This is a genomic window from Shinella sp. G-2 (genome assembly GCF_050172695.1).
Classification (GTDB): Bacteria; Pseudomonadota; Alphaproteobacteria; order Rhizobiales; family Rhizobiaceae; genus Shinella.
Genome location: NZ_JBBEYH010000001.1, coordinates 103,106 through 119,179, shown reverse-complemented (window position 1 = coordinate 119,179; position 16,074 = coordinate 103,106). Strand labels below are relative to the sequence as shown.

At 65.4% G+C, this 16,074-nt stretch carries 14 protein-coding genes; 11 read left to right on the top strand and 3 right to left on the bottom strand.

Going from position 1 to position 16,074, the window contains the following annotated elements:
• Positions 1 to 75: 75 nt before the first annotated feature.
• Positions 76 to 1,095, bottom strand: a complete 1,020-nt coding sequence (locus V8U06_RS00590; protein WP_226918398.1) for an amino acid ABC transporter substrate-binding protein — start codon at positions 1,093 to 1,095, stop codon at positions 76 to 78.
• A gap of 525 nt (positions 1,096 to 1,620) precedes the next feature.
• On the opposite strand from V8U06_RS00590, the gene V8U06_RS00585 reads away from it, so the two are divergent.
• The 3 genes from V8U06_RS00585 to V8U06_RS00575 are packed head-to-tail and all read left to right on the top strand — an operon-like array spanning position 1,621 to position 5,726.
• A complete protein-coding gene (locus tag V8U06_RS00585; protein ID WP_226918397.1) occupies positions 1,621 to 1,989 on the top strand; it encodes a cupin domain-containing protein in 369 nt (122 codons plus the stop codon).
• A gap of 29 nt (positions 1,990 to 2,018) precedes the next feature.
• Positions 2,019 to 3,404, top strand: coding sequence for an NAD(P)/FAD-dependent oxidoreductase (locus tag V8U06_RS00580; protein WP_427139056.1), 1,386 nt, complete (start codon positions 2,019 to 2,021; stop codon positions 3,402 to 3,404).
• 48 nt (positions 3,405 to 3,452) lie between these two features.
• Positions 3,453 to 5,726 carry a methyl-accepting chemotaxis protein gene (locus V8U06_RS00575; RefSeq protein WP_427139552.1) on the top strand — a complete coding sequence of 758 codons (2,274 nt, stop codon included), beginning with the start codon at positions 3,453 to 3,455 and terminating at the stop codon, positions 5,724 to 5,726.
• Positions 5,727 to 5,762: 36 nt separating this feature from the next.
• Here the strand turns inward: V8U06_RS00575 and V8U06_RS00570 are convergent, their stop codons facing one another.
• On the bottom strand, positions 5,763 to 6,458 hold the full coding sequence (locus V8U06_RS00570; RefSeq protein ID WP_226918394.1) for a GntR family transcriptional regulator: 696 nt from the start codon (positions 6,456 to 6,458) through the stop codon (positions 5,763 to 5,765).
• Between the two features lie 102 nt (positions 6,459 to 6,560).
• Positions 6,561 to 7,730 (bottom strand): serine hydrolase domain-containing protein, encoded by a 1,170-nt coding sequence (locus tag V8U06_RS00565; protein WP_427139055.1) that lies wholly within the window; start codon positions 7,728 to 7,730, stop codon positions 6,561 to 6,563.
• A 388-nt stretch (positions 7,731 to 8,118) separates the two neighbouring features.
• Between V8U06_RS00565 and V8U06_RS00560 the strand changes: the two genes are divergently transcribed.
• The 8 genes from V8U06_RS00560 to V8U06_RS00525 all read left to right on the top strand — a co-directional run bounded on the left by V8U06_RS00560 (position 8,119) and on the right by V8U06_RS00525 (position 15,975).
• On the top strand, positions 8,119 to 9,000 hold the full coding sequence (locus V8U06_RS00560) for a helix-turn-helix transcriptional regulator (RefSeq protein WP_226918392.1): 882 nt from the start codon (positions 8,119 to 8,121) through the stop codon (positions 8,998 to 9,000).
• 233 nt (positions 9,001 to 9,233) lie between these two features.
• The gene (locus V8U06_RS00555) at positions 9,234 to 10,760 is read left to right on the top strand and encodes an ABC transporter substrate-binding protein (protein WP_427139054.1); all 1,527 of its coding nucleotides are present in this window, start codon (positions 9,234 to 9,236) and stop codon (positions 10,758 to 10,760) included.
• A gap of 64 nt (positions 10,761 to 10,824) precedes the next feature.
• On the top strand, positions 10,825 to 11,754 hold the full coding sequence (locus tag V8U06_RS00550) for an ABC transporter permease (protein WP_226918390.1): 930 nt from the start codon (positions 10,825 to 10,827) through the stop codon (positions 11,752 to 11,754).
• A gap of 10 nt (positions 11,755 to 11,764) precedes the next feature.
• Entirely contained in the window at positions 11,765 to 12,613 is an 849-nt protein-coding gene (locus tag V8U06_RS00545) for an ABC transporter permease (protein ID WP_427139053.1), read from the top strand.
• On the top strand, positions 12,610 to 14,232 hold the full coding sequence (locus V8U06_RS00540; protein ID WP_427139052.1) for a dipeptide ABC transporter ATP-binding protein: 1,623 nt from the start codon (positions 12,610 to 12,612) through the stop codon (positions 14,230 to 14,232). Before V8U06_RS00545 ends, V8U06_RS00540 begins: the two co-directional genes overlap by 4 nt.
• Positions 14,233 to 14,260: 28 nt before the next feature.
• A complete protein-coding gene (locus V8U06_RS00535; protein WP_427139051.1) occupies positions 14,261 to 15,457 on the top strand; it encodes a serine hydrolase domain-containing protein in 1,197 nt (398 codons plus the stop codon).
• A 105-nt stretch (positions 15,458 to 15,562) separates the two neighbouring features.
• Entirely contained in the window at positions 15,563 to 15,760 is a 198-nt protein-coding gene (locus tag V8U06_RS00530; RefSeq protein ID WP_226918386.1) for a hypothetical protein, read from the top strand.
• A gap of 26 nt (positions 15,761 to 15,786) precedes the next feature.
• Positions 15,787 to 15,975: a hypothetical protein gene (locus tag V8U06_RS00525; protein WP_427139050.1), complete on the top strand. Its 189-nt coding sequence runs from the start codon at positions 15,787 to 15,789 to the stop codon at positions 15,973 to 15,975.
• Positions 15,976 to 16,074: the final 99 nt, after the last annotated feature.

Below are 16,074 nucleotides of genomic sequence, written 5' to 3'. Positions count from 1 at the left end.
TCGCCGCCGGTATCGGGAAAGAAAGGGCGCGCGCACCGCCACGCGCGCGCCCGGGAAGATCGCTCTAGGAAGCGATCAACGGATCGGCGGCGAGTAGATCAGGCCGCCGGCGTTCCACAGCGCGTTCGGGCCGCGCGTCAGGCCGAGCTTGGTGCCCTCGCCCACGTTGCGCTCGAAGATTTCGCCGTAATTGCCGACGCTCTTGATGACGTTGTAGCCCCACTTGTTGTCGAGGCCGAGCATCTTGCCGAGTTCCTCGGTGGCGCCCAGCATGCGCTGTACGTCCGGGTCCTCGCTCTTCAGCTTCTCGTCGACATTCGCCTGGGTGATGCCCTTTTCTTCGGCGGCCATCAGCAGCCAGACCGACCAGGAAACGATGTCGCCCCAGTTGGAATCGTTCTGGCGGAAGGCCGGCGCGAGCGGCTCCTTGGAGATCGTTTCCGGCAGGACGACGTAATCTTCCGGATTGTTGGCGACGGAGCGGATCGAGGCAAGGTCCGAGCGGTCCGAGGTGATGGCTTCGCAGCGGCCCGAATAGAACGCGGCGCGGTTCTCGTCCGGGCTCTCGAACACGACGAGCTCGAACTTGCCGTTGATGGCGGCGAAGAAGTCGGAGATGTTCTGCGCGGTCGTGGTGCCCGGCAGGGTGCAGATCGCGGCTTCCGTCAGTTCCTTGGCGCTGGAAACGCCGAGCGACTTCGGCACCATCAGGCCCTGGCCGTCATAGAAGACCGTCGGACCGAAATCGAGGCCGAGCGAAGCATCGCGCGAGAAGGTATGCGTCGTCTGGCGCGACAGCACGTCGATCTCGCCGGACTGCAGCGCCTGGAAGCGCGTGTTGATGTTGGTCGGAACGAAATCGACCTTTTCCCCGTCGCCGAAGACGGCAGCGGCGATCGAGCGGCAGATGTCGACGTCGAAGCCCTGCATGCGGCCCTTGTCGTCCGGCGCCGCGAAACCCGGCACCGTCAGCGAGACGCCGCAGATGAGCTTGCCGCGCGCCTTGACGGTTTCCAGCGTGCCGGCAGCCGAGGCCTGACCAGCCAGCGTCAGTCCGAGCGCAGCCGCGCAAATCGAAAGAAGTGCCTGCTTCATACTCCCCTCCCATGGGTATTTGTTGGACGAAGAAGCCGCGCCGCCCTCCAGCAGCCGGCCACCCCATCGCGATCCATCAGACCGCAATTATTGTGTACAATGCAAAAAGTGCATCATCAACACTTGCAGATAGGGAATGTCGACAATCCATCGGGAAGGACCATGTACAATGATCATGAGCCCATGTACGATCCGCATCAACCCTCTATTTGCAGCGCAAACCCAGTGTTCACAGCCGCAAAATAGTGCGGCCGCGTTGATAATGCGGCCTTAGTTTCCGGCTTTTCGGGCGGCGCGGTATACAATCTGCGTCCACCAGATGAGCTGTGCTCAACAGTTTCTCCCGGATGGCGGGGTCGAGGCGCGAATGTCCCGGCCCCGTCTCTGTTTTGGCGCCGCGCCGCCCATGGCGGAGGCTGCTTTTCACCTACCCTTTTGGCGTATTCCGCAGTTTCCGGCCGCGGGCGAAATACGGGCAAGTCCTGCAAAAGCAGGCAAGTTGCCAACCAAGGTTAGGATTTCATCATGTCGAAAGTCATCAAGCTCGGCCGCGACGGCGTTGGCCTCAACGCGCTCGAAAAGTGCAGCGTCGTGCCGGCGGAAGCCATTCTCTCCGGCTTTGCCGAGGAGATGGGCGACGTCCACTTCGAAAGCGCCGACGGCTCGCTCGTCATCGGCACCTGGCAGTGCACCCCCTATGCCGAAATGCTCGTCTATCCGAACGGCACCGAATATGCCGTCATCGTCTCCGGCAAGGTCGCGCTGACCAATCCGGACGGTTCCGTCGAGACCTTCGGTCCGGGTGAAAGCTACATCCTGCCCCCGGCCACCGAAGTGCGCTTCGAGGTGCTGGAAACCATGCGCAAGATCTACGTCCTCCAGACGTCGAAGTAACGGCAGGCGGAGGGGAGGAGATGCGTACCATGGTATCGAAAGCGCTTGCCGACGTGAAAATGGAACCCTTCTGGCTGGATCGACCCGACCGGCCGGCAGCGCTGCCTCCCCTCACCGCCCCGCGCAAGGCCGACCTTCTGGTGGTCGGCGGCGGCTTCACGGGCCTTTGGGCCGCCATCCAGGCGCGGCAGGCAAAACCCGATTGCGCCGTCATCCTGATCGAGAAATCGAGCATCGCCAGCGGCGCGTCCGGCCGGAACGGTGGGGTCGCCTCCACCTCGGTCATGCACGGGCTCTCCAATGCCGCCCGCATCTTCCCCAAGGATATCGCCACGCTGGAAGCGTTCGGCCAGGAGAACATGCGCGGATTCATGCAGACGATCGCCGACAACGGCATCGACTGTCACGCCGAATGGGGCGGCGAACTGAACGTCGCCATCGACGACAGCCAGATCGACAGCCTGCACGAAGAGCACGACCTGCATCTCAAATACGGCCATAACGCCGTCTTCCTCGACCAGAGCGCCCTTGCCGAGCATATCCGCTCGCCGCGCTATAAGGCCGGCGTCTGGACCAAGGACGTCGCCGGCACCGTGCACCCTGCCCTGCTCGCCTGGGGCCTGAAGCGCCTCGCGCTGAGCCTCGGCGTCGAAATCTACGAAACCACCCCGCTGCTCGGCATCGAGGAGACGGCAGGCAAGATGCGCGTGACCACGCCGCACGGCACGATCGTCGCCGACCGGGTGCTGCTCGCCACCAATGCCTTCATGGCCGGGCACAGGCATATCAAGCGCCGCATCGTGCCGATCCGCGACCGGGTGCTGGCGACGCAGCCGCTCTCCGACGCGCAGATGGCGGCTATCGGCTGGGGCAACCGGCAGGGCATCTACGACATGCGCACGCAGATGAACTACATGCGCCTGACGAGAGACAACCGCATCATCTTCGGCGGCCGCCTCGCCTATGCCTTCAACGGCGACACCTCGCCCGCCATCGACCGCGCGCACGACACCTACGCGCCGCTCGCCAGCGCCTTCTTCGATACGTTCCCGCAGCTCGAAGGCCTTTCCTTCAGCCATGCCTGGAGCGGCGCCATCGACCTTTCGACGCGCATGGCGGTGCATTTCCAGCGCTATTACGGCGGCAAGGTCGTCTATGCCGGCGGCTATTCCGGCTTCGGCGTCTCGGCCTCGCGCTTCGGCGCGCGCGTCGCGCTCGACATCCTGGCCGGCTCGACGCTGCCCGAGAGCCGGCTGGAATTCGCGACGCAGATGCCGTCCATCGTGCCGCCGGAACCGTTCCGCTGGCTTGGCGCGCAGATCACCATGAATGCGCTGGATACGGCCGACCGGAAGGGCGGATGGCGGCTGCCCTGGCTGAAATTCGTCTCGGCGCTGGGCTTCCCCCTGCATTGAGACACGCGAAGACCGAACGAGGAGGGAACGGTGTTCAAATCGGCAACGATGCGCAATATTTTCGCGACGATCGCCTTCGGGCTGATCGCCACGGTCGGCACGGCGGCAAGTCTTCTCTATGTCGCCCGCCAGGAAATGCTGGAGGAAAGCCGCGACAAGATCCGGCAGGAAGCCGTGACGCAGGCGATGCAGATCACCATGGAGCTGCGGCAGGCCTCCCGCTTCGTCGAGCAGCTCAACGCCTCCATGGCGGTGCTGAAGCGGCAGGGCACCGCGACCCGCGAGGACATCAACCGCCTTCTCCTGCAATCGCTCGCCACCGCGCCGGAACTCGCCGGCTTCGCCACGATCTGGAATCCGAACGCCTTCGACGGCCGCGACGCGGAATTCGCCGGCAAGCCGATGCACGACGCCTCGGGCCGGCTGATCCCCTATGTCTTCCGCAAGGGAGACGACCTGAAGCTTGAGCCGACCATCGACTATGACCTGCCGGACGCGCAGGAACAGTTCATGAAGCCGCTGAAAACAGGGGCGTTGCGGCTGACCGAACCCTTCGAATATGCGGTCGAGGGCAAGGTTACCCGCCTCGCCTCGATTTCCGGCGCCATCAAGGTGGATGGCATCGTCCTTGGTGTCGGCGGCGGCGATCTCGTGCTGAACGCCATCACCGAACGGCTCGGCGCGATCCGGCCGCTCGGCACCGGCTACATGGCGCTCGTCACGGAGAAGGGCAGCTTCGTCGCCCATCCCGACGCAACGGTGCTCGGCCAGCCGCTCGACAAGACGGATCTCGACCAGACAGCCTGGAAGACCCTGCTCGATGCGCCGGACCAGATTCACGACTTCCCCGAGAAGGACGGCACGCCATCGCTTGCCATCGCCGTACCGGTCGAACCCTTTGCCGGCGCGAAATGGTATGCCGTGGTCTCCGTGCCGGAAGCGACGGTCTTTGCCAGCCTGACGCGGCTGCAGACCATTGCCATCGGCCTCATTGCCGGCGGCGCGGTGCTGGTCGCCTTCGCCGGCTGGGTGATCGCCCGCCGCTTCGTCGGCCGCATCGGCCGGATCATCGGCCAAACCACGGCGATTGCGAACGGCACCCTCGACGTCGAGCTGACCGACCGGGAAAAGACGGACGAACTCGGCAGCCTCTCCCGCTCGCTCGGCGTGCTGCTCGACAGCAACCGCAAGCGCGTGGCGCTGGAGGCGGAGGCTGTCGCGCGCCGCGAACAGGACGAAACGGACCGGCAGGAACGCAGCCTCACCGAACAGGCCCGACAGGAGGAAATCCGCTTCGTCGTCGCCGAACTCGGCGCCGGCCTTGCCCGCCTTTCCGGCGGCGACATGGGCGTGCGGCTGACAAAACCCTTCACCGGTTCGCTGGACGGCATCCGCACCGACTTCAACGCCGCGGTGGAAAAGCTCGAAGACGCCATGCTGTCCTTCCGCGACAATGCCGCGACCATCGAGCAGGGCTCGACGGAAATCCAGCGGGCGGCCGACGATCTTGCCCGCCGCACCGAGCAGCAGGCCGCCTCGGTGGAGGAGACCTCCGCGGCGCTGTCCGAGATCACCCGCTCCGTCGCCCGGTCGGCCGCCCGCGCCGAACAGGCCGGCGTGCAGGTGAGCCGCGCCAAGCAGGATGCCGAGCGCTCCGGCACCGTGGTGCGCGCCGCCGTGGAGGCGATGAGCGCCATCGAGCAATCCTCGCAATCGATCTTCAACATCATCGGCGTGATCGACACCATCGCCTTCCAGACGAACCTGCTTGCGCTCAATGCCGGCGTGGAGGCCGCCCGCGCGGGCGAAGCCGGCAAGGGTTTCGCCGTGGTGGCGCAGGAAGTGCGCGATCTTGCCCAGCGCTCGGCCAAGGCGGCGCAGGAGATCAAGCTGCTCATCACCGCCTCCGGCGAACAGGTGCATCGCGGCGTGTCGCTCGTCGGGCAGACCGGCGAGACGCTGGAAACCATCGTCGGCGAGGTGCAGCAGATCGACGCCAATGTGCAGGCGATCGTCTTCGCCGCCCGCGAACAGTCGAGCAGCCTGCAGGAGATCAATGCCGCGGTGACGGTGGTCGGCGAGACGACGCAGAAGAACGCCGTCATGGTGGAAGAGACGAACGCCGCCTGCCACACGCTGGTCGGCGAAGTCGCCGCGCTGTCGGGCCGGATCGCGCAGTTTCGTCTTGGCGACGGACGGCAGGCGGTGGAAGCCGTCGCGGCTCCCAGGGCGAAGCCGACCCTCGCCGCGCCGTCTCCGGTCCGTTCGCTGGCACAGCGGCTTGCCGTCGCTGTCGGCAGCCGCTGGTCCGGACGAGACTGAACCTCCGAGAAACCGGCGGCGTCGGAAGACGCCGCCTCAGCCCGCCATGAACTTCGCGTGTTTCAGCATGTATTGCGCCGCCTCGCGAATGTCGTGGGCCACGGCCTCACGGGCCGCGACCGGATCCTTCGCCTCCAGAGCGTCCATGATGCGCTCATGGAAATCGACGTCGAGGGCTTCGGTCGGCGTGAAGGTCGTGCCCTCGACCAGCTTGCGCAGGAAGGGACCGGCCTGGAGCCAGAGGATCTCGATGATGTACAGCAGGTATTCGTTGCCGCAGTGCTGATAGATCGCGAACTTGAAATCGAAATTGGCCTGCAGGTAGCGATCGATGTCGCCGGCCTTGGCGGCCTCCGTGCGCGCCTTGCAATGGTGCCGGACGGTGCGCAGGCTGTTGCCGTTGAGCCGCGGCGTCGCCAGCTCCGTCGCCGTGCCCTCGATGGCGAGGCGCGCCTCGATCAGACTGTTGAAGGACGGCACGGTGAGAAGCGGCACCTCGACGCTGCCGTTCGGCAGAAGATTCAGCGCGCGCACGGCCTGCAGGCGCTGGAAGGCGGTGCGCACCGGCATCGGGCTGGTGCCGAACTGCTCCGCCACCTTGCGATAGGTAAGCTTCTGGCCCGGCTCGAAATGCCCGGCCATCAGCGCATGCACGATCTGCTGATAGACCTGCTCGTGCATGGGCACGGGCGCCTCGATCGCCGTGATGCTCGTCGCCTTCTTCGCCGCCATGTCCGTCCCTCGAAAACCGCCTTGCGCGTTGCTGCCGTTGCCCTTGGTAGGAGATTTGCCGGCGCCCGCGCAAGTCCCGCGAACGACGCCGGCACGCCTGCCTCAGACCATGCGGGACAGCGCGGCAAGAAACGCGATGTTGTCGCGGTCGAACGGATCGGTCACCGGATCCGGCTGCGAGGACATGCGCACGATGACCGTTTCCCTCGCCGGATCGATGTAGAGCCACTGGCCGTGAATGCCGATGCCGCAATAGGCGCCTTCGCCCGTCTGGTACCATTTGTTGCGGTAGCGACCCTTCGGGAAGAGCCCGTGGAAATCGCTCTTGTCCCAGGCGTCCTTGCTGCCGCCGCCGATCGTGTCGGCGACCCAGGCTTCGGAGACGAGGCGCCTGCCCGCAGCAACACCGCCCTGCCGCATCATCTCGCCGACGCGGGCGAGATCGCGCGGGGTGAGCGAGATGCCGGCCGACGAGCGGCAGGTGCCCTCACGGTCGACGGTGATCGACACCGCCCCGCGTGCGCCGAGCGGCGCGAAGAGCTTTTCCCGCAGGAGATCGGGCATGCGGTGGCCGGAGGCCCGCTCGAGAATGACGCCGAGCATGTCGGTGTTCGGCGAACGGTAGCGGAAGATGTCGCCATGGTCGCCCGGCAGGGGCTGGAGCGTGCAGAGGAATTCGGCAAGCCCCTCCTCGCCGCCACCCGGATTCCACAGCATGGCCTTGCGGTAGCGCCCGAAGGGGCTGTTCTGGTCGAGATAGGCCTCGTCGATGTCGATGGCGACCACCATGTCCAGCACATGCTGGACCGTCGCATCGCCATAGGCCGAGCCGGCCGTCTCCGGCACATAGTGCGTGACAGGCGCCTGCGGGTCGAGAAGGCCATCCTCCTGCAAGGCGCCGGCGACGACCGCGACGATGGACTTGCTGATCGAAAAGGCGATGTGGCGGTTGCCGGCGTCCATCGTCGGCGCGAACCAGTCCGCAACGAACGTGCCAGCCTTCATGACGGTGAGGGCGTCGGCATGGGAGCGGGCGAGGAAGTCGCCGATCCGCTCCTTGCCACCGGGCAGCGACACGGTCTCGGCCACAAGGCCCGCCGGATCCAGCGGCGCATCCGCCTCGCCCGTTCCGCCCCAGACATGGGCGCTCGGCACCAGTTCGCCGACATTCTGGAACGCCCAGGCGCTGAACGGCGTCATACGCCAGTTGCCGAGCCTCACCTGATCGCGGCGAAAGCCGTATCTCTCCTCGAAAGCGGTTCTGCCGACCATGGCCTGTCCTTTCTCAATCCCCCGCTGCAGGAGTGGATCCGGCTCGTCCTGCAAGACGCCCGCCAGCGTCACCGGAACGAAAATGGGGATGAAACTCGCACTGCAGCAGGCACATTTCATGCCATGCCACTTGCGCGGCAACCCCCACAATATCCGGAACCACCCATTCGCCGCCGCACAGTCTCGCGGTTTCCCGTGGCTTCATCTCTGCGCCGACCCGGCAAATGCCACCGGAAGGCAGCTTCCCCCGGCGATGCTTAAACGCTATACTGTGATCTCAGATCACGCAATGGGGTGCATGTGCATTTCTTGTCGGGCGAGACAAACGCAAGGTTCACGCATAGAACTATGGGCAAACGACGGAACCGGAATCGGCCGCGGGGAACATATGACTGTCGAAACATTGACTGAGGACGGACAGGTCTCGGCCATTTCCGATCTGGCCATGGCGCTGCTGGACGGCATCGGCCGGCTGGATTTCCAGGAGCGCATCATGAACGCGCTGAAGCAGCAGATCGCTTTCGACGCCAGCCTCGTCCTGCTCTACCGCCGGGGCCTTGCGCCGAAGATCCTGTTCAACGACTGGCGGACGGACCGGGGTCTGTCCAACATCCAGCAATATCTGCAGGGCTACTACCGGCTCGATCCCTTCTACCGGCTGACGCTGGAAGACGGTATCGACGGCGTGCACCAGTTGAGCCAGCTCGACACCGGCTTCGGCGACAGCGACTACTACCGAGAGTTCTACCAGTATTCCGGCCTGCAGGACGAGATCAACGTGCTGGTGAGCCTCGACGCAGACACCAAGTTCGCCATCTCGCTCGCCCGCCGCGCCACCCGCCCCGCCTTCACCACCCTCGACCTCAGGTTCCTGCGCACCGCAACGCCGCTGCTCGTCAAGGCCATCGTGCGGCATTACCGGGACCTTCGCCCCGAGGGCCGGGACGACGAGCCGTTGCTGCAAAGCGCGCTGGCGCAGGCCGTGCGCAATTTCGGCCGCAGCGTTCTGACCGGCCGTGAATGCCAGGTCGTACAACTCATCCTGCGCGGTCACTCGGTGAAGGAAGCCGCCGCCAAGCTCGGTATCGCGCCGGCGACGGTGAAGCTGCACCGGCGGAACCTCTACGCCAAGCTCGACGTCACCTCGCAGGCCAGCCTCTTCTCGCTCTTCCTCGATGCCGTCTGCTCGGCGGAAAACGCCTTCGACGATCCGCTCGCCGGCTACCTCACCCGTCGCGCCAAGCTGACGGGCGACGTCCTGCGCGCCTAGCCGCACACTTTCCCTGAGACGCCCCATTCCGCCGCCCAGGCTGCGAAGGCGCTGAAATTGCAGAAATTTCCGGCCTCTCGGCCCAGAACCTTCCGCTTTGCGAGAAAATTTTGTGATCACAAATCACGAAATTTGCAAAGTTCAAGTTGACACAATCGTGATCTGAGATCACAAAATCTCCCCCAGAGATCGCCCGGCAACAGGAGTGCCCGGCCTTCAAAAGGGGAGAAGCCATGAGAAAACTGAGCAAGCTTGTACTGGCGGCCTCCGTCGCCCTCGGGGTCGCGACGATGGGCATGAGCGCCGCCGCCCATGCCGAGGCGCTCGTGCGCATCGCCTCGCCCTATCCGGCGACGACGCTGGATCCGTCCCGCTCCGCCGCGGCCGGCAATATCGAAACCTTCGGCCAGCTCTATGCCCGTGTCCTGCATCGCAACACCGATACCGGCGCGCTGGAACCCGGCCTTGCGGAAAAGTGGGAGATTTCCGACGACCGCCTGACCTACACGCTGCACCTGCGCGAAGCGAAGTTCTCCGACGGGACGCCGCTCACCGCCGACGACGTCGTCTTCTCCTTCGAGCGCGTGCGCACCGACCCGCAATCCGCCCTGCCCTCGACCTTCGGCGCGGTGGAATCCTTCGCGGCGCCTGACGCCAGGACCGTCGTCGTCAAGATGAAGAACCCGCTCGTTTCGCAGCTCGGCCAGTTCGAGATGTGGAATGCCGGCATCGTCTCCAAGGCCGATGTCGAAAAGCGCGGCGAACAGGCCTTCGCCGACGTGCCCGTCACCTCCGGCCCCTATGCCGTGAAGGAATGGAAGCCGGGCGAAAAGCTGGTTCTGGTGCCGAACGCCAACTACTGGCGCACGGGTTATCCGAAGTCCGACGCCACGGTGGAACTGCTTGAAATCGCCGAGCCGGAAACGGCGGCCGCCATGCTGAAATCCAGCGAAGTGGACGTGATGCGCGAAGTGGAATGGTCGCAGGCTGCCGACCTCTCCGCGACCGAAGGCATCGACATGCGCATGGAGGATTCGCACGTCATCTATACCGTGCTGCTCAACCACAGCCGCGCGCCCTTCTCCGACGTCAGGGCGCGCCAGGCCGTCGCCTATGCGCTCGACAAGAAGGCGATCACCGAGATCGTGACGACGGGCCTTGCGACGCCCGCCAATACGGTCCTGCCCTCCGGCCTCGACTATCACGACAAGGCTTATGCCGGCTTCGCTCCCGACATGGAAAAGGCCAAGCAGTTGATCGAGGCGTCAGGCATGGCCGGCAAGGAGGTCAAGATACCGGTGACGGCCGGCCAGGCGACCCAGCAGATCGCGCTCTTCATGCAGGCACAGCTTGAAGCGATCGGCCTGAAGCCGTCCATCGTCAATGTCGACGTGGCGACCTGGTGGTCGGATACGGCGACCGCCGAATACGACGCGACGCCGACCTGGTGGACGAACGAGCTGACCGATCCGGATACCGCCGTGCGCTGGGCGATCTGCGGCGCCTGCGACTCGCACGCCTTCAACACCTTCTACGACAATGCCCGCGTCAACCAGCTGACCGAGGAAGGCTCGCGCGAGGAAGACGAGACCAAGCGCGCCGCCATCTACCAGGAGATCGCCAGGATCGCGACGGACGAGGCCGCCCAGGTCCCGCTCTTCGACGCGCCCTTCGCCGTCGCCTATTCGACCCGTCTGAAGAACCTCAAGCTCACCCCCGCCATGCAGTGGACGCTCGAGGACATGACGATCGAGGAATAATTCCTCCCAGGCTGGCGCGGCGTCGCAAGACGTCGCGCCTTTTTTCCGCATCCGGGGACCTACCATGCACATGATCCTGCGCCGCATCCTGCAGCTCGTCTTCGTGCTCGTCGGCATCACGCTCGTCACCTTTCTTCTGGTGCATATGGTGCCGGGCGATCCGGCGCGCGTGATCGCCGGCGACCGCGCCAAGCCGGAAACGCTCGAAGCCATCCGCCAGAGCCTCGGCCTCGACAAGCCGCTGTGGCAGCAGTTCGTCATCTATGCCGGCAATCTCGTCACCGGCGATATCGGCATGTCGCTGCGCTACAAGCGGCCGGTCGCCGAGCTGATCGGCCAATATGTCTGGCCGACCCTGTTCCTGACGGGCTATGTCATCTGCCTTGCCGTGCCGCCCTCCATCGCGCTCGCCATCGCCAGCGCCCGGCGTCCCGGCAGCCTGACCGACCAGATCATCCGTCTGATCGGCGTCGCCGGCATGGCGATCCCGGTCTTCTGGCTCGGCATCATGATGTCGCGCTTCTTCGGCGTCAGCCTCGGCTGGTTTCCGGTCTCCGGCTACGGCAAGAGCTTTGTCGGACATCTGCACCATCTCTTCCTGCCGGCGCTCTCGACGGCGATCTGGATCGTTCCCGTTCTGGTGCAGAGCCTGCGCGCCGCGCTGATCGAAAAATCCGCCGCCGATTTCGTCACCGCCGCCCGTGCACAGGGCGCCAGCGAAAGCGAGATCTTCTGGCGCACCGTTCTGCCCAACGCCATCCTGCCGACGCTCAATCTCTTCGGCGTCATCGTCGCCTTCCTGATCGGCGGCACCATCGTCGTGGAAACGGTCTATGCCGTGCCCGGCCTCGGCACCCTGATGATCAATTCGCTGCTCGCCCGCGATTATCACGTCATCCAGGGCCTGACGGTGATGTTCGCCGCCACCACGGTCGCCGTCACCTTCCTCGTCGACCTTCTCTCCGCGGCGATCGATCCGCGCGCCCGCCTCTAGGAGCAAGCCCATGTCTCTGGACGCCTCCGCAAATTCCGCGCCCGAGCGCGCCCCCCTGCCCCTCGGCCTCGTCGTCGCCGGCGGGTTTGTCGGGCTCTGGGTGCTTGTCGCCCTCTTCGCCCCGTGGATCGCCCCCTATGACCCGAACGCCGTCGACATCGTGCACGCCCTGCAGGCACCGAGCGCCGAACACTGGTTCGGCACCGACCAGGTCGGCCGCGACGTCTTCTCGCGCGTGCTCTTCGGCGCGCAGATCGACCTCTTGATGTGCCTTGCCGGCGTGCTTCCGCCGCTCATCATCGGCACGACGGTCGGCCTCGTCAGCGGCTACTACGGCGGCTTCATCGACACGGTGCTGATGCGCCTCTACGACCTGACGGCCGCCTTCCCGTTCTTCGTGCTGGTTCTCGCCATCGTCGGCGTGCTCGGGCCGGGCCTCCTCAACTTCTTCATCGCACTCGCCTTTGTCGCCTGGATCACCTATGCCCGCCTCGTGCGCGCCGAGGTGATGGCCGTGCGCGGCAGCGAATATGTCCAGGCCGCGAAGTGCCTCGGCTTTTCCGACCGCGTCACGCTGTTCCGCCACGTGCTGCCCAATGCCTTCGGCCCGGTCATCGCCTATGCGGTGAGCGATGCCGTGCTCGTCATGCTCGCCGGCGCCAGCTTCGGTTTCCTCGGCATGGGCGCCCAGCCGCCGCTCGCCGAATGGGGCGTGATGATCGCCGACGGCACACGCTTCCTGCGCCAGGCCTGGTGGATATGCACCTTCCCCGGCCTTGCCGCCATCAGCCTTGGCCTCGGCCTCATCTTCCTCGGCGATGGCCTCACCCATCTCAGCCGCCAGCGAGCCGCCGCATGACGAATTCCCTGCTCGATATTTCCAATGTCTCCGTCGCCTTCGGCAAGGTGCCGGTGGTCAGGAACGTCTCCTTCCGCATCGCCCCCGGCGAGATCGTCGGCATTGCCGGCGAAAGCGGCTCGGGAAAATCCACCATCTGCCGCGCCGCGCTCGGCCTCCTGCCACCGACCGCGGCCGTTACGGGCGAGATCGGCCTCGACGGCAAGCCCCTGCTCGGCCTTGCGCCGGAGCAATGGTCGACCCTGCGCGGCCGCGACCTCTCGATGATCTTCCAGAACCCCTCTTCGCATCTCAACCCGCTGCAGACTATCGGCCGGCAGATTGCCCAGCCGATGATGCGTCACCTCGGCCTGCCGCGCACCGCCGCTTGGGAAAAGGCCGTGGCGCTTCTCGAAGATGTCGGCATCCGCGAGCCCGCGATGCGCGCGAAATCCTATCCGCACGAGCTTTCGGGCGGCATGAAGCAGCGCGTCATGATCGCCGCCGCCATCAGCTGCGCCCCGCGCCTGCTGATCGCCGACGAGCCGACGACAGCGCTCGACGTGACCGTGCAGCAGAAGATCCTGGAACTGTTGAAAGACCTCAACCGCGCCCGAGGTCTCGCCATCGCGCTCATATCGCACGATCTCGGCGTGCTTGCCGATATCTGCGCGCGCATCGTCGTCATGCGCCATGGCGAGATCGTCGAGGAAGGCCCGGCCCATCAGGTGGTGAGCAATCCGCGTCATCCCTATACGCGCCTGCTCGTCAACTCCCAGCCCGGCCGCAAGAGCCTGACGAGCGGCTGGAGCGGCGCGGCCGCCGATGCGCCGCTGCTGCAGGTGAAGAACCTCAAGGTGCACTTCCCCGTCAAGCGCGACATCGTCGATGCCCTGCGCGGCCGCCGGCCGGAACCCTTCCGGGCGCTCGACGGCATCGACCTCACGATCAGGGCCGGCGAGACGGTCGGCATCGTCGGCGAAAGCGGCTCGGGCAAAAGCACGCTCGCCCGCACCGTCATCCTGCAGAACAAGGCGACCGAAGGCGGCGTCACGCTGGAAGGCCAGCCGATCGGCGATCTCTCGGGGGCCGCCCTGCTCGGTTTCCGCCGCCGGGTGCAGATGGTCTTCCAGAACCCCTACGATTCGCTCAATCCGCGCATGACGGCGCTGGAATCCATCGCCGAACCGATCTGGCGCCATCAGCTCACCGACCGCGCCGGCGCGGTCAAGGAAGCCGAAAGGCTGCTCGACATGGTGGAACTGAAGCGGGACCTTGGCAGCCGCCGCCCCGGCCAGCTCTCCGGCGGCCAGTGCCAGCGCGTCGGCATCGCCCGCGCACTCGCCCTGAAGCCGGAAATCCTGATCGCCGACGAGATCACCTCGGCGCTCGACGTGACGACGCAGGCACAGATCCTCGATCTGCTCGCCCGCCTGCAGCGCGAGCGCAAGCTGACGCTCCTCTACATCTCGCACGACCTGTCGGTCGTCAGCTCCTTCTGCCAGCGCGTCTATGTCTTCCGCGCCGGCAAGGTCGTCGAGCATGGCGCGGCGGCGGAGGTGCTCGGCAATCCGCGCGAAGCCTATACCCAACAGCTCGTCGCCTCGATCCACCGCCTGCCGGAGCTCATCGCCGGCTGATTTCAGCACGAAAAATTTGGAGAACCTTATGACCGCGACCATGCAGCCCTGGCGGCGCGACCCGAAAAACCCCGGCGCGCCGATCATTCCGCGCGGCGAATGGGACTTTCCGCCCTATCATCGCTGGACCTTCCAGCATGTGCGCGAAATGGTGCCGACCGCCGAAATCTGGCGCGGCCCCGGCCCGGTCCTGCCGCTGCCCGAGCGCAAGCGCGATATCGATGGCCTCGCCTTCGAGACCCGCGCCGGCCGCCGAACGATCCCGCAATGGCTGGAGGAAAGCGCGACCGACGGTTTCCTCGTGCTGTCGCGCGGCGAGATCGTCGACGAGCGCTACATGAACGGCATGAAGCCCTACCGGCAGCACCTCGCCATGTCCGTCTCCAAATCGGTCACCTCGGCCGTCTTCGGCATTCTCGTCTCCCGCAGCCTGATCGACCCGCAGGCACCCGTGACGCAGTACCTGCCGGAACTCGAGGCAACCGGCTATCGCGGCGCCAAGGTGCAGCACGTGCTCGACATGACGAGCGGCGTGCTCTTCGACGAATCCTACACGACGCCAGGCTCGCATATGCAGAAGCTCGGCCAGGCCTGCGGCTGGTTCGAGATCAGCGACCCGTCCTGGCCGATGACCGTCTGGGAGCTGATCCTCCAGCTCACCGAGCAGGAACGCCCGCACGGCCAGCTCTTCCAGTACCGCTCCATCGAAACGGACGTGCTCGCCTTCATCATGCAGCGCGTGACGGGCAAGCACCTCGCCGACCTTATCAGCGAGGAGCTCTGGACGCCGATGGGCGCGGAGGAAAACGCCTATATCACGCTCGACCGCGGCGGTTACGCGCTGGCAGACGGCGGCTTCAACGCGACGCTGCGCGACTTCGCCCGCTTCGCCCTGCTCCTCCTCAACGGCGGCAAGGCCCATGGCCGGCAGATCGTGCCGAAGGACTGGATCGAGAGCTTCAACAAGGCCGACCACGACGTCTTCGGCGACGAGCGGCAGGGCGCGTTGCCGAACGGGGCCTATCACAACCAGTTCTGGATCGAGGCGCCCGACAGTCCGGTCTTCATGTGCTTCGGCATTTTCGGCCAGTATCTCTACATGGACCCGAAGGCGGAATTCGCGATGATCAAGCTTTCGACGGATGCCGAGCCGGTCAGCGAGGACCGCACCTTCGACATGCTCGCCGCCGCCCATGCGCTCCGGGATTTCTGCGCCGGGGCCTGAGCGCCTTCGGGCGGAGCGATCCGCCCGAACCTTTCCCGATGGAGAGGGAACAATACCCGCCCTTGCCGGTTGAAGCCCTGTCAAAGACGATAGGCGCGACCGCAGATGCCCGACCAATCCAAGCTCTTTCCCGACCACCGCCGTCTGTCGGGAGAACGCTACACGATAGAAACCTTTCGCACGGCTTACGGCCTCACTCCGCAGGAGGCCAAACGGCTATACGACAAGTTCGGCCCCTCGAAACGGGAGCTGGACCTTCTCATGCGCGCCCGCAAGAACCCGGAACAGTTCCTGAATTTCTAAGGCCGATCTTCCGAAAAGGAGCCGCCATGACAATCGAGAAACCGAAGCCAGGCGCACCAGATGCCGATGGCGAGACCAACGCCGTCCCCTCCCGCACGACACCCGGCGATGCCGGAAAGACGAAGGAGGGCGAGAGCGAGGAAGAGAAGATCAAGCGCGAACAGGCGACGAAGCCCGCGCTGATGCCGATCGGCGATCCGGCCGGGGCAGCGTGATCGAGCGCAGCGGCATGATCAGCAAACGGCATCTTTCAGACGCCCCTCACCTGCATCACGCCAGGCCTCGCCCGGCATGATGCAGGTGAAGAGGGTGCA